At 40.7% G+C, this 20,060-nt stretch carries 21 protein-coding genes; 1 reads left to right on the top strand and 20 read right to left on the bottom strand.

What is annotated here, in order from left to right; all coding sequences use genetic code 11:
- Nucleotides 1-36: 36 nt before the first annotated feature.
- From EA772_RS16045 to EA772_RS15970, 16 genes are all read right to left on the bottom strand, one after another.
- Complete coding sequence (locus EA772_RS16045; RefSeq protein ID WP_124914093.1) at nucleotides 37-738, bottom strand: sulfite exporter TauE/SafE family protein; 702 nt, start codon at nucleotides 736-738, stop codon at nucleotides 37-39.
- Nucleotides 735-1,163 carry a FixH family protein gene (locus EA772_RS16040; protein WP_124914092.1) on the bottom strand — a complete coding sequence of 143 codons (429 nt, stop codon included), beginning with the start codon at nucleotides 1,161-1,163 and terminating at the stop codon, nucleotides 735-737. The genes EA772_RS16045 and EA772_RS16040 overlap by 4 nt, the downstream gene beginning before the upstream one ends.
- Nucleotides 1,164-1,227: 64 nt before the next feature.
- A complete protein-coding gene (gene ccoG, locus EA772_RS16035; protein WP_124914091.1) occupies nucleotides 1,228-2,607 on the bottom strand; it encodes a cytochrome c oxidase accessory protein CcoG in 1,380 nt (459 codons plus the stop codon).
- Nucleotides 2,594-3,553 (bottom strand): cbb3-type cytochrome c oxidase N-terminal domain-containing protein, encoded by a 960-nt coding sequence (locus EA772_RS16030; protein WP_246833963.1) that lies wholly within the window; start codon nucleotides 3,551-3,553, stop codon nucleotides 2,594-2,596. The genes ccoG and EA772_RS16030 overlap by 14 nt, the downstream gene beginning before the upstream one ends.
- Nucleotides 3,540-3,722: a hypothetical protein gene (locus EA772_RS16025; RefSeq protein ID WP_124914090.1), complete on the bottom strand. Its 183-nt coding sequence runs from the start codon at nucleotides 3,720-3,722 to the stop codon at nucleotides 3,540-3,542. Before EA772_RS16025 ends, EA772_RS16030 begins: the two co-directional genes overlap by 14 nt.
- Nucleotides 3,723-3,725: 3 nt before the next feature.
- Entirely contained in the window at nucleotides 3,726-5,867 is a 2,142-nt protein-coding gene (gene ccoN, locus EA772_RS16020) for a cytochrome-c oxidase, cbb3-type subunit I (protein ID WP_124914089.1), read from the bottom strand.
- 73 nt (nucleotides 5,868-5,940) lie between these two features.
- Nucleotides 5,941-6,120, bottom strand: a complete 180-nt coding sequence (ccoS, locus tag EA772_RS16015; protein WP_124914088.1) for a cbb3-type cytochrome oxidase assembly protein CcoS — start codon at nucleotides 6,118-6,120, stop codon at nucleotides 5,941-5,943.
- The gene (locus EA772_RS16010) at nucleotides 6,117-8,501 is read right to left on the bottom strand and encodes a heavy metal translocating P-type ATPase metal-binding domain-containing protein (RefSeq protein ID WP_124914087.1); all 2,385 of its coding nucleotides are present in this window, start codon (nucleotides 8,499-8,501) and stop codon (nucleotides 6,117-6,119) included. The genes ccoS and EA772_RS16010 overlap by 4 nt, the downstream gene beginning before the upstream one ends.
- A 13-nt stretch (nucleotides 8,502-8,514) precedes the next feature.
- Nucleotides 8,515-9,888 carry an oxygen-independent coproporphyrinogen III oxidase gene (gene hemN, locus EA772_RS16005; protein ID WP_246833962.1) on the bottom strand — a complete coding sequence of 458 codons (1,374 nt, stop codon included), beginning with the start codon at nucleotides 9,886-9,888 and terminating at the stop codon, nucleotides 8,515-8,517.
- Nucleotides 9,861-10,289: a lactate dehydrogenase gene (locus EA772_RS16000; protein ID WP_124914086.1), complete on the bottom strand. Its 429-nt coding sequence runs from the start codon at nucleotides 10,287-10,289 to the stop codon at nucleotides 9,861-9,863. The genes hemN and EA772_RS16000 overlap by 28 nt, the downstream gene beginning before the upstream one ends.
- A gap of 196 nt (nucleotides 10,290-10,485) precedes the next feature.
- A complete protein-coding gene (locus EA772_RS15995; protein WP_124914085.1) occupies nucleotides 10,486-11,517 on the bottom strand; it encodes a response regulator in 1,032 nt (343 codons plus the stop codon).
- Nucleotides 11,518-11,527: 10 nt separating this feature from the next.
- Nucleotides 11,528-12,730, bottom strand: coding sequence for a PAS domain-containing sensor histidine kinase (locus EA772_RS15990; protein ID WP_124914084.1), 1,203 nt, complete (start codon nucleotides 12,728-12,730; stop codon nucleotides 11,528-11,530).
- 56 nt (nucleotides 12,731-12,786) lie between these two features.
- Nucleotides 12,787-14,568, bottom strand: coding sequence for a hypothetical protein (locus tag EA772_RS15985; protein ID WP_124914083.1), 1,782 nt, complete (start codon nucleotides 14,566-14,568; stop codon nucleotides 12,787-12,789).
- Nucleotides 14,569-14,757: 189 nt separating this feature from the next.
- The gene (locus tag EA772_RS15980) at nucleotides 14,758-15,213 is read right to left on the bottom strand and encodes a pyridoxamine 5'-phosphate oxidase family protein (RefSeq protein WP_124914082.1); all 456 of its coding nucleotides are present in this window, start codon (nucleotides 15,211-15,213) and stop codon (nucleotides 14,758-14,760) included.
- 298 nt (nucleotides 15,214-15,511) lie between these two features.
- Nucleotides 15,512-15,901 carry a hypothetical protein gene (locus tag EA772_RS15975; RefSeq protein WP_124914081.1) on the bottom strand — a complete coding sequence of 130 codons (390 nt, stop codon included), beginning with the start codon at nucleotides 15,899-15,901 and terminating at the stop codon, nucleotides 15,512-15,514.
- 158 nt (nucleotides 15,902-16,059) lie between these two features.
- Nucleotides 16,060-16,239, bottom strand: coding sequence for a universal stress protein (locus tag EA772_RS15970; RefSeq protein WP_124914080.1), 180 nt, complete (start codon nucleotides 16,237-16,239; stop codon nucleotides 16,060-16,062).
- Nucleotides 16,240-16,467: 228 nt separating this feature from the next.
- On the opposite strand from EA772_RS15970, the gene EA772_RS15965 reads away from it, so the two are divergent.
- A complete protein-coding gene (locus tag EA772_RS15965) occupies nucleotides 16,468-16,833 on the top strand; it encodes a hypothetical protein (protein WP_124914079.1) in 366 nt (121 codons plus the stop codon).
- Between the two features lie 5 nt (nucleotides 16,834-16,838).
- Here the strand turns inward: EA772_RS15965 and EA772_RS15960 are convergent, their stop codons facing one another.
- From EA772_RS15960 to EA772_RS15945, 4 genes are read right to left on the bottom strand one after another with little or no spacing between them, the layout of a single operon-like run.
- On the bottom strand, nucleotides 16,839-18,050 hold the full coding sequence (locus tag EA772_RS15960) for a DUF3570 domain-containing protein (protein WP_124914078.1): 1,212 nt from the start codon (nucleotides 18,048-18,050) through the stop codon (nucleotides 16,839-16,841).
- 15 nt (nucleotides 18,051-18,065) lie between these two features.
- Nucleotides 18,066-18,296 carry a DUF4266 domain-containing protein gene (locus tag EA772_RS15955; RefSeq protein WP_124914077.1) on the bottom strand — a complete coding sequence of 77 codons (231 nt, stop codon included), beginning with the start codon at nucleotides 18,294-18,296 and terminating at the stop codon, nucleotides 18,066-18,068.
- Between the two features lie 2 nt (nucleotides 18,297-18,298).
- Nucleotides 18,299-19,192, bottom strand: a complete 894-nt coding sequence (locus EA772_RS15950) for an FAD:protein FMN transferase (RefSeq protein ID WP_246833961.1) — start codon at nucleotides 19,190-19,192, stop codon at nucleotides 18,299-18,301.
- Between the two features lie 45 nt (nucleotides 19,193-19,237).
- Nucleotides 19,238-19,666 carry a thioredoxin family protein gene (locus EA772_RS15945; protein ID WP_124914075.1) on the bottom strand — a complete coding sequence of 143 codons (429 nt, stop codon included), beginning with the start codon at nucleotides 19,664-19,666 and terminating at the stop codon, nucleotides 19,238-19,240.
- Between the last annotated feature and the right edge of the window lie 394 nt (nucleotides 19,667-20,060).

Genomic DNA, 20,060 nt, shown 5'->3' with positions numbered 1-20,060 from the left:
TCCATTCATTCCTTTCAGGTTTTATCAGCGATATTTTTATCGGCAGTCTTTTGCGTGGCCATACGTACTGATAGTCCTTGGGGATATAAAGGGAACATCCAAATCGGCCGACCTCAAGATAAGTAAGGTACCCATAAAAAACATAAACCAGGGAATAAGCCTATTGGTATTAAAACAAATGTATTTTCTTAGGAAGATCCCCCCTAGGGAAATCATGAGCATCAGTGGTGTGGTACCCAATCCAAAAAGAAGCATAAAAGTACCACCAGATCTAGTACTACCAGTATTTAAAGAAGTTGCGAGTGCCAAATAAACCATTCCGCAGGGGATGATGCCGTTAAGCATTCCGGCAAACAATCCCCATAATGGCATATTAATTACTTTTCCCATAAGCCAGCTCAGCGGATTGAGCGCCTTTAACTGAAGCTTTGAAAAGCTATTTCTATAAAGGTTGCTAAACTGTAGCACTGTAAATAAAATCAGTATAGAACCGATTAAGATACTCAGCGTTTTCTGATCGCTAAAAATGCGAATACTGCTCCCTAAAGCACCCACTAATAATCCTAATACGGCGTACACGGTAATTCTGCCGAATTGGTACAATAAAAGCTGTAATCCACCTTGAAAAAAATTCTGTTTCGCGAATGGCATACCCAGCATAATCGGCCCGCACATTACGGCGCAATGAAGGCTTCCGAAAAGCCCCATTAAAAATGCTAATGGTAAAAAATCCATCATAGGGTGATGTTACTTTTAAACAGATAATCTTTTCCTAGGGAGTGCCATTGAAGGTTTATAAACCACATTCCTTTGGGCATTTTCGTTTTATCAACCAGAATAAGATTTGCCGTGCCTGAAGTCCGTCCGTTTATCTTAACATCATCGTTGCTATTGGCAGGCCGCATTAAAACAAGATCGTATTTTGAACTATCTTTTACCTGAATGATAATCTGAGTTTTTGTAATGGTAATTTTGGGAATGGCATCATCTTCTAGAACGTTCACTTTGGCATTGTATTCAACATTATAATTGATTCCCTTTTCGTAATAATTTTCTTCGATCAAAGCATCCCTGCCGTGAACATGAAACATATAAATAACCATCCCCACAATAAACATCATGAATGTAAGCATGCCCAACACTATTTTTGTTCCCCAGTTCATATCTCTTTCGTTATTTTCAATTCTCCACTTCTTAGTCTGTACAATCTTTCAACTATTCCTTGCTTCAATTCTGAATCCCTTGCGGCTGTGCAAAGAAACTTGTAGTACCTGTGCTCAGAACTTTGCCATTGGCAATAATTTCGAAAACAACATCTGTTTTATATTTTTTGATAGCAGTATTTCTCCTGATCAGAAAAAAAGTAAGATGTGCCGAACCTTCTTTTGGCAAAACCTCGGCCTTTTGGATGAAATTAATTTCATCTCCCGTTTCCTTTGATCTGAAAGTAAATCTTAAATCCTTATTGGTTTTGTTGATCAGCTCTGCATTGTAAAGGTTGCTGGTTTTATTTCCTTCCATGTTCTGGTATAAGGTACCGCTGGCTCTTAATACCGTGGTCTGGATATCTTCTCTTTTATAGATCAGTGAAGAAAAAACCAACATGACCACAAACAGCACCGCAGCGTAACCGTAAGATTTTAAACCAACTTTATAGGGTTTACGTTCGTTGATAAAATTCTGATTGAAGAAACCGATCAGACTTTTAGGCCTGTTTATTTTAAGCATTACCTCGTTGCATGAATCGATACAGGCAGTGCAGTTTACACATTCGAGCTGTGTACCTTCGCGAATATCGATACCCGTGGGGCAAACCTGCACGCAGAGTCCACAATCGATACAGTCGCCGGTTGTTAACGCATTAGCATTTTTTTGAAGATGCCCCCGTGGTTCGCCCCTTGTGAAATCATAGGCTACCACCAAACTTTGATTATCTAACAGAACGCCCTGTAACCTACCATACGGACAAATTATCGTACATACCACTTCGCGTACATAGGCAAATATCCCATAGAAGATTAAGGTAAAAAGCCAGATGGATATAAAGCCTGAAATATGACCTGAGATGGGCTTCGTGATAATTTTAAAGAGTACATCCGAGCTGACCATGTAAGCCAGAAAGGTATTCGCAATGGCAAAAGAAATCACAAGGAAAATAAAATGTTTACTTGTTTTTTTGACTATTTTATCAGCATTCCAAGCGCCATCGTCTAGTTTTTTCTGTTTGTTCGCATCGCCTTCAATCCAGTATTCGATCCTACGGAAAACCATTTCCATAAAAATTGTCTGAGGGCAGGCCCATCCACACCATAGTCTGCCAAGAACTACTGTAGAGCCCACAATAAACATAATAAAAATGAGCATGGCAAGGGCAAAAAGGTAAAAATCCTGTGGGGTAAATATAAATCCGAAGAAAACAAATTTCCGCGCTATGAAATTGAGGAGTACCAGCTGCTCGCCGTTAAGCTTTAAAAATGGACAAGAAAACAAAAACAACAGCAGCGCGTAGCTTACCCATTTCCGGTAGGTATATAACCTGCCCGATGGCTTTTTGGGATAGATAAAATTTCCACCCCTACCATTATTTTCTTTTTTATTTGCTGACATCGGCTTTGTTCACACTGTCTTTCGGCGCTTTCATCTCATTGTCCTTCAAATCCTTTGCCTCATATTTTTCACCTTGAGGTGTTTTGCCGCCTGCTGGGCTTGTTCCTTTTAAGGAGAGAATAAAATTGGCAACGGCACTAATCTGTTTCGGGTTCAGATTTTTCTCCCAACTAATCATTCCCTTCTCAGGTATTCCATATTTTATAGTTTTGAATATATTGTTTACACCTCCACCATGCAACCAGTACTCGTCGGTTAAATTTGGACCAATAATCCCCTGCCCTTTATCGCCATGGCAAACCACACAGTTTGTATTATAAATAGTTTTACCATCCGCTAGCACCGTTGGCGTATTATCAAACTTTACCGAGTTTTCATCAATGGTATTGGCCGATTTTTCAAGATAGGCTGCTTTCTCTATCTGCGCTTTCGCCATTTCATTTTCGTATTCTTTATCCTGCAAATCTCCATATCCACCAATGTGGTAGTAAAAAAGATACGCCACCGCGAAAATCATGGTACCGAAAAACAGGAAGTTAAACCAGGCTGGCACAGGATTGTTCAGTTCTTTAATGCCATCATAGGCATGATCGATTACCAGATCTTTCTCCTCTTCAATTGGCCTTAGGCTTAAAAGTCTTGTCCAGATTGATGGTTTATCATTCTGCCGTTTTAACCAGGTGGCATAGTCCATAACCGGCTCTTTTACAGGCTTGGTGTATGGCATAGGATTTGACTGTTCATTATCTAGTACCTTTAATGCATTTAACAGGGTTAGGGAGACAAAAAGCAGCACAACCGCAAAAGCCAAGAGAATGATGATCAACATTTCCGACTGTTTTAGCCCAAGCCCTGCCTGAGCAGGTGTTTCGGTTTCTGCGGTATTCGCAGCGAAGGCGGTAATACAGATAAACAGCGATAAGAGCAATAGTTTAATCTTCTTCATATGCAATAGGTTGATTGTCTTGAATGGGAAGCTGGCTCATCACTTCAATATGCTTTTTGTTGAGTTTGAGCAGGTAAATGCCCACGATCACGAAAAACACCATGAACATGAGCAGAGAGGTGATGAGATATATTTCACCACCGGCTAAATTTTTGATCTGGTTGAACATCTTTTATGGATTTGAAGGAATGGTTTCTTTGTTTGCTTTTATATCAGTACCCAAACGTTGCAAATAAGCAATAATGGCTACTATCTCCCTGTCACTTTTAACCTTAATGTTATTCTCCTTTAGGTCGAGCGCAATCTTTTCGGCCTGAACTTTTAAATCATCGTTAGCACGTCTATCATAACCATCAGAATAAGGAACGCCCAATGTCTGCATTGCCCTGATCTTACTTGCTGTTGTGGTAATGTCCAGTTTTTGTTCAGTAAGCCAGGCATAAGGCGGCATAATGCTTCCTGGTGACATTGAAACGGGATCGACCAGGTGATTGTAATGCCATGCATCAGAATACTTCCCGCCTATACGATGAAGATCAGGTCCTGTTCGTTTACTCCCCCATAAAAAAGGGTGATCGTAAACAAACTCTCCTGCTTTACTATATTCTCCATAACGCTCCGTTTCTGAACGGAAAGGCCGCACCGTTTGCGAGTGGCAGTTTACGCAACCCTCTCTGATATACAGATCTCTCCCCTGAAGTTCGAGCGCCGAATAAGGTTTTACGCTTGTAATGGTAGGCACATTAGATTGAATGGTGAATGTTGGCATCATTTCAACCATGCCCCCGATTAGGATGATGATGAGTGATAATACCATAAATTTCATTGGCTTACGTTCCAGAACCCTGTGCCAGGCCTTGTCCGATGAAGAAGTTTCGATAATCACTTTGCTTAAGGGCATGGCCTCAGCCGGTTCGTTGGCAACCAGTTTAGCGCCCAACATGGTTTTGGCCAGGTTATAAGTCATGGCAATAACCCCTATTAAGTAAAGTGCACCGCCAATCGAGCGCAGAACGTGCATCGGGATGATCTGCAATGTGGTGGTCAAGAAATTCGGATATTTCAATAAACCTTCGGACGTAAATTCTTTCCACATCAGCCCTTGGGTAAATCCTGCCCAATACATTGGGATGGCATAGAAGAGTATACCCAACGTACCAATCCAGAAATGAAAACCAGCCAATTTTTTAGAGTATAATTCCGTTTTGTAGATGCGCGGAAGTAACCAGTACAGGACACCGAATGTCAAAAAACCGTTCCAGCCCAAAGCGCCAACGTGCACGTGGGCAACAATCCAGTCAGTAAAATGTGCTACACCATTAATCTGTTTCAAAGATAACAATGGTCCTTCGAAAGTGGCCATACCATAAGCGGTAAGGGCAACCACCATAAATTTAAGGGTAACATCTTCCCTTACCTTATCCCAGGCACCGCGTAAGGTTAACAAACCGTTGATCATACCGCCCCAGCTTGGTGCAATTAGCATGATCGAAAATGCCACCCCCAGTGATTGTGCCCAACCGGGCAATGAGGTATATAATAAATGGTGCGGACCTGCCCATATGTAAATAAAAATAAGCGACCAAAAATGCAGAATACTTAATTTATAGGAGTAAACAGGTCTTCCAGCCATCTTAGGTAAGAAATAATACATCATGCCCAAATAAGGTGTCGTTAAAAAAAATGCCACCGCATTATGCCCATACCACCATTGCACCAATGCATCCTGTACGCCGGCATACACGTAATAACTTTTCATGAAAGAAATGGGTAGCTCAAAAGAGTTTACGATGTGCAATACGGCTATGGTAACAAAAGTGGCAATGTAAAACCATATGGCTACATATAAATGACGCTCTCTTCTTTTAAATATGGTACCGAACATGTTCATGCCAAAAACCACCCATATGATAGTAATGGCAATATCAATCGGCCATTCGAGTTCGGCATACTCATGTGAGGTAGTAAAGCCGAGCGGCAGGGTGATTACTGCCGATAAAATGATCAGCTGCCAGCCCCAAAAATGGATTTTGCTCAGCACATCGCTAAACATCCGTGCTTTTAACAAACGCTGAAGGGAATAATAAACGCCCATAAAAATGGCATTGCCAACAAAAGCGAAAATTACGGCATTGGTGTGCAGCGGCCTGATGCGGCCAAATGTGGTGTACTGACTGCCCATGTTCATTGCGGGTTTAAACAGTTGCATGGCTGCAAGCAAGCCAACGGTCATTCCTATAATTCCCCATACCAGGGTGGCAATACCAAAGTTTCGAACAATCTTGTTATCGTAAGTATATTTTTCTAACTGCATAAAGGAAGCTGAATTTTTGTTTGTTTTGTGTGCCAAAGGTATTCTCCAGTGGACAGAGAAAAGATGATGATGCTTAGCTAGAAAAGTGATCTTCTTCACTTTTTTCAGCAAGAAATTCATCATCGAAGAGCATACGGATGCCGGGGGTATGCACATCATCGGTCTGACCGGTTTTATAGGCCCAGAAAAACGCAGCCAAAAAAATGAGGGCCATTAAAACGCTGCAGCCGACCAAAAAGTAAAGGATGTTCATATCAGTTTATTTTTACGGGCAAACCATCTGGTTGCCAAAGTGGTAAAGGAGATAATGGTAACCGTACTAATTGGCATCAGTACTGCGGCCACCAAAGGATAAAGTGTACCCTGCACGGCATAATAAATACCGATACAGTTGTACGCGATGGCTATTGCAAAGCTTGTTTTAATGATCTTCAGCCCATCTTTACTTAACTGGATAAAATCTGGCAGATAATTTAAGGCGCTGCCTTTAAGAATGGCATCGCAACCTGGGCTGAAGCTGTTAATATTGTCGGTTATTGCAATCCCAAAGTTGCTCTGTTTCAGCGCTCCAGCATCATTTAAACCATCGCCCAACATCATTACTTTATTTCCTTGCTGTTGAAGCAGCAGAACAGCATTCAGTTTTTGGTGCGGACTCTGGCGGAACCTAATCGTTGTTTTTTCGGTGAATATCGTATCCAGCATCCAGCGATCTTTATCGGTATCGCCGGATAAAACCTGCAAATTATATCGAGAAAGTTTTAGAATCATTTGTTCCAGCCCTGATCGCCAATGTTGCCTGATATCAAAACATCCTTTATATACATGATCGATTAAAATATGCACACCGCTCTCCCCAGCAGACGCTACTTGGACCGGTAGCATTGACAGATGCCCCGCATAGATACTTTTGCCGTTAATTTTGGCCCTTAAACCTTTCCCAATCACCTCTTTATAATCGCTGAGCGAATAAAACCGGTCAACATTTAAGACTTTTAAGATATGTCTGTTCAGGGGATGTATAGAATTGCGCAACAAAGAGGCAACAATAATCTTTTCTTCATCGCTTATCGTTCCGCTAAAGATAATCTCTGCTTTTTCATTACTGGTCAGCGTACCTGTTTTATCAAAAATAAGAGTATCGCATTTGGCAAGTTCTTCAACAGCATCTGTATTTTTTACATAAAAACCCTTCTTATCAAAGACCGATAAAATTGTGGATAAAGTAAATGGTGCGCTCAAAGCCAGTACGCATGGACAGGCTACAATAATTACAGCAGTAAATGCCGACCAGCCCTTGTGGCTATCGTTTTGAAGCAACCAATACCCGGTAGCGGCAAATGCAATTAGGAAAACACCTAGGCTGAAGTACTTGGCTACGCTATCGTTAAAATTCTGTTTTTCGGAAGTGTTTTTATAATTATCGTTGTTCCATAAACCGGTTAAATAACTCTGCGAAACAGGTTTAATTACCTCAAGCTCTATGGCCTCGCTGGTTTGTCTACCCCCGGCATAAATAATTTCGCCCAAAACTTTATGTACAGGATCAGACTCACCTGTAACAAAACTCATGTCCATCCAGGCCTCACCTTTCATCAGAATGGCATCAACCGGAACCAGCTCGCCACTCCTGATCCATAGCCGGTCGCCGATCTTGACTTCATTAATAGCAATTGGTTTTTCTTTGCCGTTAAGCAGTGTAGTTACTGCAATCGGGAAGTAGGAACGGTAATCGCGATCAAATGAAATGTGATGGTATGTGCGCTGTTTGAGCCATTTGCCCATTAAAAGCAAAAACACCAAACCGGTTAAGGTATCGGCAAAACCCGGGCCTGTACCAAAAACAATTTCGAAAGCAGTACGCAAAAAAAGCACCGCGATAATTAATGCTAAGGGGGTATCGAGGTTAATATGCCTGTGTTTAAGGCTTGTTATGGCTGAGGTAAAGTAATCGCGGCCACAATAAAAAGTGGCAGGAATAGCGAAAGTAAGGTTTAGCCAGCCAAAAAGCGATTGAAATTGTTTCTCGAAACCTGATAAACCAAGATATTCCGGGAAGCTAAAGAGCATTACGTTGCCCATTAAAAAACCAGCAACGGCTATTTTTAATATTAAAGCTTTATCTACCGAACTACTGTGTTCCTGTATTACATCCTGAAGACTGATCAAAGGCTCGTAACCAATCTGGTTTAAAGTTTCTACCAGCTGCCTTAACGAAATTTCGTCGTGATTGAAACTTATGGTAACCTGTTTTTTAAGAAAATCGATCCGTGAGCTGAATATAGCGGGGTTGATTTTATAGAGGTGCTCTAGCAACCAGATGCATGAGCTGCAGTGAATGGCCGGAATATAAAATGTAATGATGCTCGAACTTTCGTGTTTATAATCGAGCAGCTGATCAATGATTTTTGGCTCGTCAAGATATTCTAAATGACATTCATTTTTAAATTGTCTGCCTGGGTTGTTATTGTACACATAATAATTGCATAAATTATTCTCCGAAAGGATCTTGAAAACGGCCATACAACCTGCGCAGCAAAAATCTTTATCTTCTACCTGATATTTTATCCTGGGCAGATCTTCGCCGCAATGATAGCAAAGGGCCTGTGTTGCGGTTTTATTTTGATCTTCCATTTTTAACCTGTTCTTAAATTGATGAACTGAACAATTGGGTTTTGGGTTTTTTAAGCCATAGTTTCTCGTCGAAAGCCATGCACACGTTTCGTAAAAAAGATCGCCCTTTGGTGGTAATCCTGATTTCTTTTTCGGTTACCCAGATCAGCTTATCGCGTAGTAAAGGCAACAGCCTAGCGTATACTTGTTCTGGAATGCCTTCGTTGTACACTGTACTTTCCTTACACATGAGATTAAGGATATGTTTTCTTACCTCAAGATCTTCATCGTTAAGGAAATGGCCTTTTTCTACAGCAAGTGTACCTTGTTCAATTTTGTTGATATAATCTTCTACCTTTTTCGGGTTTTGTGCAAAAGCTGTCCAGCTATCGCTGATGGATGATACGCCCAATCCGATAAGTAAAGGGGTATGCTGATTGGTATAGCCCATAAAATTGCGGTGCAGCTTCTGTTCAGCCATCGCCTGAAACAAAGAATCACTGTCCAGTGCAAAATGGTCCATCCCTACGTCTTTATATCCTGCGGCATCAAGCAATTGTCTGCCCAATTGGTAGAGCTCAAATTTTTCGTCTCCCAGGGGAAGATCCTTTTCGGAGTAATGTCTTTGGCTGGGTTTTAACCAGGGCACATGGGCATAACTGTAAAAAGCAATGCGGTCTGGCTTCATATCTATTATCGCTCCTATTGTATCCGCTAAGCCCGGAATTTTTTGTCCCGGAAGACCGTAGATCAAATCGAAATTAACAGAGGTATAACCGATTTCCCTTGCTTTTGCGGTAACTATGGCTACCTGCTGAGGCGTTTGAAAGCGGTTAATCAGAAACTGCACTTTAGGATCAAAATCCTGGATGCCCAGGCTTAATCTTTTAAAACCAAGACTGTACAGCATTGTTAAATGTTCACTAGTGGTATTGGCTGGGTGTGCCTCAAAAGAAAAATCTGCATCAGTAGCTAAAGTTGAATTTTGCAGAATGCCATTGATCAACAATCCCAGGTTTTCTGCACTAAAAAAAGTAGGGGTCCCACCACCCAGGTGCAGTTCCTTTAGTTTAGGTTTCTCCCTCAAAACTTCCACATACATTCTCCATTCTGCTAGTACAGCATTTATATACGGTACTTCTACATGATGGTTTTTCGTTATCCGGGTATTGCAGCCGCAATAAGTGCACAGGCTCTCGCAAAACGGAAGGTGGATATAAAGACTGATCCCTTCTTCCCTGTATATAGCGTAGGTACTGGCCACGCTGCCCATCCAACCATTTGCATCGAAATTTTCAACATTCCAGTAAGGAACAGTCGGATAACTGGTGTACCTTGGTGTGGCAACATTGTATTTTTTAAGTAGTGCAGCAGTTTTCATCATTTCAGCACTTTTATGGTAGAACATTCGTTTTGACAGCAGCATGCGCTACCTACGCATTTACCAGCAGCCCACTGATCGAGGTTTTTGATCACCTGTTCCATCCGCTGTTTAGCGTCGGCATCGCCGGATGCCAGAGGAACGTTTGCCACTTTAATCCCGGCAGAACCTGCAGCTTTTAAATCAAGATGATCTGTTTGGAATGATGAGGTTGCGATGTATTTTATACCAAAGGCTTTTAGTCGCAGAATCATCCCCTCGCTAAGTTCATCGTTATTAAAAACCAATAGGGCTTCCTTTCCAGTTGCAAATGAAAGCGTATCAATAGTTAAACTATTAGCAATTATGGTAATGTCGTGTTTTTTATAATTGGCCAATACCAACCATTCCTTTTCATCGGGTTTGATGTTGTAAGCTATAGCTTTCATATACAGAGTTTATGCGTACAAAACTATAGTGGAATTGGGTGGAAACAGGTGAGAATGCTTAGAGAAAAATATGATCTTTGTTACATTTCTTCGTCTAGCTTTTGATATTTGGAGGCAGTTAACTATTTACCATCCAGCTATTGACCAATTAGCAGGGTCAATTGGGCATTTGGAGTCAATTAAAGTAATGAACAATTTACTGTTTAATATTTCGGAGTCTTTCGATTGAGCGGATATTTATGGCATTGCCGGTTTTATCGATTAGCTTTTCATTTTTAAAATCAGCGAGCATTCTGCTTACCGTTTCACTAGCCGTACCTACCAATGCAGCAAGATCATCCCGTGAAATCCGGATGGTACAGCTATCTGAAGTACCATCACCAAATTTACTTGCAACCTCTAGCAGTGCTTCTGCCACACGTTTTCTTACCGAAGAGTAGGCGAGTTGAAGCATCTGCTTTCCCTTATCGCGCACATTTCCAGACAATAAACTGATAAAAGCTTTTGATACCGTCTGGTGATTGAGCAAGAATTCCATAAAATCTGCCTTCGGGATCTGGATAATATCAGATTCAATTAATGTCGCTGCATTGTCTGTGTATATCTCGCCATTGCATAAACTTTCATATCCAAAAAAATCACCGTCTCGATACAAGCTAGAAGAAAGTTCTCTACCGTCCTTGAAACGTCTGTAGGTTTTAACCTGACCTTTAATCAAATAATAAAGATGGGTCGGCTCATCCCCTTCCACATAAATAATCTGTTTGTTGGCAACTGGCCTTGATTTACCCTTTTTTCGAAGTTCTTCCATTACAGTCTCGCTATTTCCTGTGCCTGAATTAAAGCTGGATGATTGCTGTTTTTTCTTAAACCTGCTTTCTATCGCCTTAAAGACTTCAATATCATCAAATGGTTTAGTGAGATAATCATCTGCACCCATTTCCATGCCTTTTCGCATGTCTGCCCGCTCGGTTTTTGCGGTAATAAAAATAAAAGGAATGTTCGCAGTGTTCTGGTTCTTGTTCAACAGGTACAAAACCCCATAGCCGTCCAGTTCAGGCATCATGATGTCGCAAAGGATTACATCAGGCAAATGTTTCAATGCCATTTCTATCCCTAGTCTACCATGTTTGGCAGTAAAGGTTTCATAACCGGCCAAATCAAGTACCTCGGCTGTACTTTCCCTGATATCATCATTATCTTCAATAATCAAAACTTTCTTGTTCATGGGATGGGTCCTAGTTTGTGAAATTATTTCTGAAGGAAAAGGCGAGCGTAAAAACAGTACCCGAGTTTTGTTCGCTCTGGCAAGCTACCGTGCCATCCATCAGCCCCATATATCTTTTAACAATGTTCAGACCTAAACCTGTGCCAGGGATATCGCCTGTATTATGTGCTCTAAAAAAAGGTTCGAACAGATTCTGCTGATCGACTCTCGGGATTCCAATACCATTGTCTTTAACCTCCAAAATAAGTTGATTGTCTTTTAAAATTGAATTGAACTGGATCAAAGTATCCGGGCCTGAGTATTTTATCGCATTGGAAATCAGATTTATCACACAGTTTTTCAACAGGTTCGGATCGAGGTAAACTTGGGCGGTTGTACCAGTATGTTCATAAATTATATGCTGGTTCTCTTTGGTCATCATCTGCATTTCTTCTGCTATTTCTTCTGCAAAGCTGATGATACTGAAAGATTGTGCCGATGCCTCTATCTTCCCTGCTTCTAGCTTTTCCAATGAAAGGAAATCGTTCAAGATCGTAGTGAGGTTATTGATTGAATTTTTGATTTTCAATGTATGCTTCTCTACACTTGCCGCATCCTGTTTGGTTGTGTATTTGTCAATTAAAGAAGCCGATAACTGAATGGAACTCAGTGGTGTCCTAAACTCATGCGAGGCCATGGAAACAAACCTTGTTTTGAGCTGATTGAGTTCCTTCTCTTTCTGAAAAAGTGCCTGCATATTTTCTTTGGCCATCTCCAGTTCTGAGACCAGTTTAACCAGATCGTGTGTACGTTCTTTGATCTTACCTTCTAATTTTTCGGTGTAGCTTCTGATCTGTTCTTCATTGGCTTTTTCTTTACTTAGATCGTGGATAAAACCGGTGTAAATTTTACGGTCGCGAAATTTTATTTCGCTAACGCCCAATCTAAAAGGAAAAACCAATCCGTCTTTTCGCTTTCCAGAAACCTCCCTACCAGTTCCGATAATGTGTCTCTCACCGGTGTGTTCATACCTGGACAAGTATCCATCATGACGCGAATGATCGGGCTCTGGCATTAAGACCGATACATTTTTGCCCACCAGTTCTTCCCTGCTATAGCCAAAAAGTTCAAGCGCAGCAGGATTTAAGTGTTCAATGAGCCCTCTGTCATCAATGGTAATAATTCCATCAATGGCATTTTCAATAATTGCATCCAAAAATTTAGACCTATCCATTTCGCTTCAAGTATATTTTTGTAAATATAGAAAAGTTATTACCGATCTTTTTTCTCTTATTCAACTATCAATCCGTCCAGTTTATCTTTCGACTTTGCCAGCTGCTCATATAATTCCTTTAGCTCACCCGATGCCTGATCGGCAATTTCGCTGAAGAGTTTTTTATAATAATTAATACCATCGGCCAGCTGCTGTTTAAATCCGTTTAATTGTTTTCTTTTTTTATCACTGAAAATCTGAAGCTGCTGTTTGATATCTTCCTGAAGATAATCTATATAGAGGTTAAGTTCTTTGATAAATACATGTGGCCTTTCCACTTCTCTCAAAAGATTAATTTTTCCGTAAATATGGCCTACCATTTCATCAAATGAATATACATCAGAAAAATAGGCCAGGTTTGGTCCCGGGCAAATGGCTACCGCGATATTTTCTTTGGCTTTAGCTATATTATATTTTAGATAGGTGGAGGCGCATAAACCTTCACAAAGGCAAACTTTTTCGGTTACCAGATTAAACTGCTTTTGGTATTCATCAGCGGATAATCCTGCTGTTTTTAGGCTCTTGATTTTTAAGTGCTGATATTCCCGGGATGCGGTACAGATGGCATGCTGGGTAAATTCGGTATTGTTGCAGAGGTATTTCTTGGTACATGGGCTTCCAGGCCTGCCCCTTTCAATCCGCTCGGCGCGTTGGAAGTCTATTGTAGTGTTTTTAAAATTATTAAACTGGATACCAAGTGGCGAGGCTCCACTGAGATAAAAATCATTTTCTCTAGAGCTGGCCAGCTGTGCCAATGTTTTTGCATCTACATTGGTTACCTCGGGTACCAACAAAAAAGGGCTTCCCCATCCTGTGGCATCGAGATTATAGTATTGAAGGAGGAAATCGTGTTCTGCCGCTGTACCAATCCCACCCTGGACGCTGATCCTTTGCTCGGGCTGCTTTTCTAGTTGAATTCCCCTTTGCACCAAGGCAGATTGGTACATTTTAAAAAGCTCAATAAGCATATTGTTTTTTTTGAGCTTAAATTCTTCCAAGATCGGCCCCAATAAATACCCTTCTGTTGCAAATGCATGGCCGCCACAGTTCAAGCCCGACTCTATCCTGAACTCTGAAACCCACAGACCTTTTTTTGCCAGAAATTTAGCCTGAATCAGTGCCGACCTGAAATCGCTTACCTTTAAAGTGATTTTCTTTTTCAGCTTGCCATTTTCATCTGGAAAAAAGTCTTCAAAATTTTCCATATAACTGTATAATTTTGGGTTCATGCCAGCAGACAGCACAACTGAGGCTGAAAGTTTACTTTCGGCAAAACCGCGTAGCGCACTCAATGCATCGGTATTAAAATCACCAGAATATTCGCCATCTACATAATTCATTTTATCTACCTTGGCCATGATGTTCACATCAATAGCCCCCATACGCATTGTATTTTTTAAAAGTGCCTGGAAGGTCTGTTTGGTTTCACCTTCAGGATATTCCAGCATCAGTTCGTAACCATGTTTTAATTTAGAAGTATCCGGGAGTAGCTCAAAGTAGCGGCAGATATCGTTCCCAGCATCAAAACCCTGTTGTTTTAATGCTTTAAAATCGTCGGTTATGATCTCCAGCAACAAGTTGAGGTAGGCAGTGATGCGTTTACTCCGGCTGTCTGTTTCATCTTTCGGAATCGCCTTAAATTGAACCGACCTGCTTATTGAATGATAAGCACGCATGCGCTCAATCAGATCATCATCAACAATAGACAGCACGGATGAAATACCGTACCTGGCAACTTTTAATGGGGTATCGATAGAATAGCCTAAGCCCAATACGGGGATATGGAATGAATGTGGCATGGTGTTTAGTTAAGTAAATTAGGCTTTCAAAAGTGTGAAATGCTAAATAGTTCGAGAGCAAAACTATCGAAGCTGAACCAACAAGACCATGATGCCTGTCAAAACTAAAAGTGAGTGAGATCACTTTTTAACAATTTATAATACACCATTTGAAAAGTTGAAGTTAACTTATTGTTTATTTAAAACTGCTTACTCAACACTATCATTTATCTCGAATCTACCTGTTTTAAGGTGAAAGATAATTTTAAACACAATAATACCTTCATCATAAGAATCTGTTTTTCCTGTTCCATGCGATGGTTGCTCAGAAGGGGTATTAGTTAAAGGCATCATCTGATGGATAATCCCCTGAAGTACTCTTTGTTTTTCTGCAGCATCTGTGACTTCTTCAAATTTGCCCCAGCACACCACACTCTTCCAATTAAAAGTATCACGTATCTGGTCGGTCTGAAAGCATACCTGAGGGTTACTTTTCATCATCCGGATTTTTTGCCCGGGAGCAGAATGGGCATACACCGTCCCACTGTTGTACACATAATTGATGGGCACGATGTAACTTATGCCATGGGCATAGCAGGCCAAACGGCCAATATGTTGTTCTTTAAGGAGTTTTTCGATTTCCCCTTCTTCCAGTTTTCCTAACATTTTATAAGAGTTAATGTTGAATTTTTTAGTTAATTTCTATGGCTAGCCGCCCTCCATATGCATGGACAAATGCGGCTTTCATCGTTTTAGCGTACATTTATTTTATTCAACAATAGGTTATAGGAATTAATCTTATGTAATGATCGGCTGGTTAAATTGGATCGCTGTGTTCGGGTGGCAAAACCAAAAGCGGGATCTGAATATGATCAGACATGCTTAGTGTATAGCTGCCCTTAAGCAGGCGATGAAAAAAACTGTGCTTCCGGTGCACCATTGCCAGAATATCTATATGTCCATTTTATACGATCCAATCTAAACCATCCTTGATCCGTTCACTGTATATGTTCCTATGGTAGATATTTCTATAGTTGACCTTGTCGGCAACCCTGTTTAAAAAATCTTCGGTTGTATGTTTACTAACTACAGCGTCTGACTTTGAATCACCGGTATGTGTAATGAGTATATCGGCGTTAAAAGGTTTTGCAAATTCGGCAAGTTCACATAGAACCGGGATATCAATATGGCTAAAATCTGTCGCAAAAGCGATTTTTTTAGGTTTCTTGAACCGATATCCCGCAGGTATTAGCAAAACAGGTATGTCCTGCTCGATGATTTTTCTGGCAACACTGCCCATAAGTGTTTTGGTTAATTTATCTGCACGGTTTAGCCCCGCCACAACGAGGTTCATTTTACACTCAGCAAAATATTTACTGATCTCTTGTTCAACCTCGCCACAAACAGGTCTCCCAAATACTTCTGTTTTAAAACCAAACTCATGATGGGCCTTTTTATATTTTTCTTCAACTTTTTCAACCAGTTCGCATAAAGCTTTTTTAGCACCGTCTTCTATGAGCCTATATTCATCAAGCGGCCATACCAGAAATGCGGCAGCAGGAGAAAATTCGGGAACTGGAAAACATTTAAAAGTTCTACTCTGGCACCAATACCATGTGCCAGATCAGTTGCATAATCAGCTGCGTTCTCTGCCGTTGCAGAAAAATCAACAGGAACCAGAATTTTTTTCATATTGAGCTCTGTTTAATTAAGTATAAAACTTGTAAAAACCGCGTGTTAAAAATATGAGTAGCATCAGTTATTAAAATGATTGTCTCCCAATGCTGTCACCTAAAAGGCTCTACCACTATAACAATATGCTAAAGGGATATTTAGACTAATTATCATTACCACAAAAAAGATCGGATTTATTATCCTTTCTGTAATTTAAGTGTTTTAAAATTATACCATTATAAAAAAATGAGTGTACATATAGGCTTAATGATCTGGAAGGAAATGAAGCAAAATGATATCTCTGTTTCAGATATTGCTATGGCGCTTGAGATCAGCAAAACAAAGGCACAGGAAATGCTGAATACAGTAACCATCGATATCCTTACCCTGGTCCGTGTTAGTGAAATCCTGAACTATAACTTTTTCAGTTATTACGAAAGCGGAAAGGTTTTCTCGAAGATAGAGTTAAAGGAAAAAAACCAGCTAACAGCAGAAGTTGACCGGTTGAAGGCTTTGCTCAATGAAAAGAACAAAGCCCTCGAACTTCAGGAAAGGTTAAATAAAATTCAGCTCAGTACGATCTCACTATTGGAAAAAGGACAGTTTAGATAACCGACTTATTTAAACTTGAGGTTTAACGATACGATATCGGAAACCAGACTTGTTGACCGGGAATAATGACCATATCGCAGTTCAAGCATATTCAACCGCTGCCAGCCAAAAACACCTTTAGGTGGAGCAAAACGGATGCCTGCACCATAAAAATTACTGTTTAGTGTTGATAGATCATAATCACTGGTAAAATATTGTTCTGAAGGTGAATGCTGGCCGTAAGGTGCAAAATATTTGGTTCCAACCTGGTTATTATAACGATAGAAAGGACTTATAGAAAAGAACGAATTGATCTTAACAGGAATTTCAAGTTCTGCAGTGTGTGCTCTTATGCCCCAGTTATCCATATAATATCGGTAAAATGTGCGGATCACAAAACGGTCATCCAAAAAGTAGTTCATGCGCAGCGCGATGGGAAGCTTATAACGTTTATTGGGCAGGGTTTCTGAATGCAGCGAGCCGTCCGTGAAGTAATCCCGTTGATACTTGGTGGCCAGCAATCCTTTTTGATAAGATGGCTCCAAAATCAGCGAAGCCTGAAATTTTTGATTGATAACCTGTGAGAGGGAAAAGGAAGCACTAAAGGAATTCCTTGGCTCGGTATCGTACTGTTCTCCGCCCCTGCCGGTGTTTCCGGTTCTTAGCTCTATGGGTAAGATTACCGTCCATTGATCTAAAAAGGCCTGAAGCTTGAAATCAAACTGTGTGTTTTTGTCTTTTGATAACCGTGTCAGATTAAAAGCCGCACCCATCGACTGATAATCGAACTCCGTTGAATAAGATCCTGTAAAACCAAAGGAATTCCCGGTTTCTTCATTGGAATGGGTCCAGTTCAAAGAAGGATAAATACGGGTATCAGCAGAAGAGGCCGAAGAAATGGTACTCGGATCGATTTTATCAGAAGAAGCCGAAGTATAGTGATCTATACCAAGTTCGAAAAGAAAGGTGTTTTTTTTCCCTCTTTTATTGAACTTCGACATCTGCAGATCGATGGTATTGGCGAAATCACTCAGTTTTTCGGTGCCGATACCACCAGTTACTGCAGAGTTGTTACCTTCCTGATGATAATAGGCAGAAACGAGATTAATCTCGTCTATTTTTAACTTGCGCGACTGGTATTTGCTGCTATCTACCTTTACGGGTTCCGGTCTGGTTTGTGCGTAGGTACTTAATATTCCGAAGTACATGAAAAGCACATGAAGATATATTTTTTTCATTTTCTAATCACCCTGTTAATTACAGCCACAACCACCGCCGCTTTTGCCTCCGTTGGCACCCGAGCCACCCTCTCGGTAAAGCTGAAAACCCTGTTCAAATTTCTGGACCTTTCTGGCTGAAAGGGTCATGTCGGCATCGTTGAGTTTACTTTTTTGATAGGGTTTTACACTACTGCAGGCACTTAGCATGCCGGTCATCGAAAACGCCATGATTGCCAGGAGGAAAAATGTTCTGGAACTTTTCATATTTAAATCACATTAATATTGTTTGAGGTAAAAACCTGATCATGATCATCGATTACAATACAGGCCACTTGTTTAATCTGGTTGATTAGTTCGAGTCCTACATTTACGCCCATTACCACAACTGGCGTGGCCAGGGCATCAGCCAGCTCGGCACTGGGACAGATAATGCTCACGCTTTTCACACCACTTACTGGGAGTCCCGTTTTAGGGTCGATCGTATGCGAGTAACGCTTGCCGCCTACAGTAATATATTTTTCATAACTGCCAGAGGTGGCAATCGCCATATTGCTGATCTTAAGCGAAGAAAATGGCCTACCGGTCTGTTCCGGATCTGCAATTCCTACCGTCCACGACTGTCCACTGGCTTGAGTACCCCAGGTAACCAGATCGCCTGCAGCATTCACAATCCCACTGTTTATTCCCATTTGTTGTAGGACGAGTTTGGCTTTATCAGCTGCATAGCCCTTTCCAATTCCACCGAAACCAATCCTCATACCTTTCCTTTTGAGCAGAACGGTCGAGCATTTTTTATCTATTATTATGTTCCGGTAATCGATCAGCCCAACTGAGGCCAATGCGGTTGCTTCATCAGGCAAACTGGTCATGTTCTGATCGAAATTCCAGAGCCCCTTATCTATCGATCCATAGGTAATATCAAAAGCACCATCGGTAATCTCTGATATCCTGATTGACCGTTCAATAAGGCCCATAACTTCGTCATCTACTTTTACAGGCTTTAACCCTGCGTTTTCATTGATCAAACTGGTCAGGCTAAGGTCACTGAAAGTGGTTAGCAGATGTTCTATTCGCCTCATCTCTGCTATTGCAGCATCTATCGCCTCATTACCTGCCTGCACGTTTTCAGCGATGACAGTAAACTCAAAGTGGTTTCCCATAAGTTTTAGTATCCGGGTTACAGAAACGGGGTTAGCCATATGAAGTTATTTTTTTAATTTATCGATTTCAGAAACGAAAGCCTGTGCACTCTCGTTAGGAAATCCATCCCAGCTTTTGAGTACTTTTCCATTTTCATCTAGCAGAACCGTGTAAGGAAACTTGCCATCCTTGTTATATAGTTCTGCTAATGATTCGTTGAGTTTGATCTGTTCTTTTGAAAGCTGATTTTTCTTCTGCCTTGGAAAATCCGCCCTGACCAATAAAAGATTGGTAGCGGCATATTGTTCAAAACTTTCAGATTCTAAAATCTCTTTGCGTAGGCGAATACATGGACCGCACCAATCAGAGCCAGAAAAATTGATCAGGATCTGTTTATGCGTAGCTTTAGCCTGTTTCTGCGCTTCTGAAAAATTCCCCATCCAAAATATTGGAACGGCGAACAGCCCAAAAAGGGCAACAAAAAGTAATTTCATAATAAAGAATAAATTTTTAAAGTTGTACCTGTTAGCTGGGTCGCACAAAGTCTAATGAGTCGAAAGCTGGTTTATCCCATAATCTTATATTTTTAGATAAAGGTATTCCATGCTTAAGGCAGTCAATCAATGCAAAGGGAGTAGCAGTAATCTTTAAGCTTATTAATTTCTTTTTGCTATTCATGATTTTTTTATAGTGAATATGAGCAATACATCAACATACTTAGGCAATGTCTCGACAGATAACCGTTAGATAATGACGAGCAATGGCAGAAAAATATTTGTAAAATTCTATTCTATAAAAAGTGTTTAGCTTGCTTAATACTTAAAAATTTTAAATTCAACTAGGGCATCAGCGTGAAAACCTGATCTATTGTAACAAAACTACAGACGA

Source organism: Pedobacter sp. G11 (genome assembly GCF_003860265.1).
Lineage (GTDB): Bacteria > Bacteroidota > Bacteroidia > Sphingobacteriales > Sphingobacteriaceae > Pedobacter > Pedobacter agri.
Note: the sequence above shows the minus strand (reverse complement) of the source record. Positions and strands in the feature narration are given on the sequence as shown.

Excerpts from the sequence above, each read along its gene's own strand:
- EA772_RS16045 (WP_124914093.1), bottom strand. The coding sequence starts at position 738 with ATGATGGATTTTTTACCATTAGCATTTTTAATGGGGCTTTTCGGAAGC.
- EA772_RS16040 (WP_124914092.1), bottom strand. The coding sequence starts at position 1,163 with ATGAACTGGGGAACAAAAATAGTGTTGGGCATGCTTACATTCATGATG.
- ccoG (WP_124914091.1), bottom strand. The coding sequence starts at position 2,607 with ATGTCAGCAAATAAAAAAGAAAATAATGGTAGGGGTGGAAATTTTATC.
- EA772_RS16030 (WP_246833963.1), bottom strand. The coding sequence starts at position 3,553 with ATGAAGAAGATTAAACTATTGCTCTTATCGCTGTTTATCTGTATTACC.
- EA772_RS16025 (WP_124914090.1), bottom strand. The coding sequence starts at position 3,722 with ATGTTCAACCAGATCAAAAATTTAGCCGGTGGTGAAATATATCTCATC.
- ccoN (WP_124914089.1), bottom strand. The coding sequence starts at position 5,867 with ATGCAGTTAGAAAAATATACTTACGATAACAAGATTGTTCGAAACTTT.
- ccoS (WP_124914088.1), bottom strand. The coding sequence starts at position 6,120 with ATGAACATCCTTTACTTTTTGGTCGGCTGCAGCGTTTTAATGGCCCTC.
- EA772_RS16010 (WP_124914087.1), bottom strand. The coding sequence starts at position 8,501 with ATGGAAGATCAAAATAAAACCGCAACACAGGCCCTTTGCTATCATTGC.
- hemN (WP_246833962.1), bottom strand. The coding sequence starts at position 9,888 with ATGTTCTACCATAAAAGTGCTGAAATGATGAAAACTGCTGCACTACTT.
- EA772_RS16000 (WP_124914086.1), bottom strand. The coding sequence starts at position 10,289 with ATGAAAGCTATAGCTTACAACATCAAACCCGATGAAAAGGAATGGTTG.
- EA772_RS15995 (WP_124914085.1), bottom strand. The coding sequence starts at position 11,517 with ATGAACAAGAAAGTTTTGATTATTGAAGATAATGATGATATCAGGGAA.
- EA772_RS15990 (WP_124914084.1), bottom strand. The coding sequence starts at position 12,730 with ATGGATAGGTCTAAATTTTTGGATGCAATTATTGAAAATGCCATTGAT.
- EA772_RS15985 (WP_124914083.1), bottom strand. The coding sequence starts at position 14,568 with ATGCCACATTCATTCCATATCCCCGTATTGGGCTTAGGCTATTCTATC.
- EA772_RS15980 (WP_124914082.1), bottom strand. The coding sequence starts at position 15,213 with ATGTTAGGAAAACTGGAAGAAGGGGAAATCGAAAAACTCCTTAAAGAA.
- EA772_RS15975 (WP_124914081.1), bottom strand. The coding sequence starts at position 15,901 with ATGAACCTCGTTGTGGCGGGGCTAAACCGTGCAGATAAATTAACCAAA.
- EA772_RS15970 (WP_124914080.1), bottom strand. The coding sequence starts at position 16,239 with ATGAAAAAAATTCTGGTTCCTGTTGATTTTTCTGCAACGGCAGAGAAC.
- EA772_RS15965 (WP_124914079.1), top strand. The coding sequence starts at position 16,468 with ATGAGTGTACATATAGGCTTAATGATCTGGAAGGAAATGAAGCAAAAT.
- EA772_RS15960 (WP_124914078.1), bottom strand. The coding sequence starts at position 18,050 with ATGAAAAAAATATATCTTCATGTGCTTTTCATGTACTTCGGAATATTA.
- EA772_RS15955 (WP_124914077.1), bottom strand. The coding sequence starts at position 18,296 with ATGAAAAGTTCCAGAACATTTTTCCTCCTGGCAATCATGGCGTTTTCG.
- EA772_RS15950 (WP_246833961.1), bottom strand. The coding sequence starts at position 19,192 with ATGGGAAACCACTTTGAGTTTACTGTCATCGCTGAAAACGTGCAGGCA.
- EA772_RS15945 (WP_124914075.1), bottom strand. The coding sequence starts at position 19,666 with ATGAAATTACTTTTTGTTGCCCTTTTTGGGCTGTTCGCCGTTCCAATA.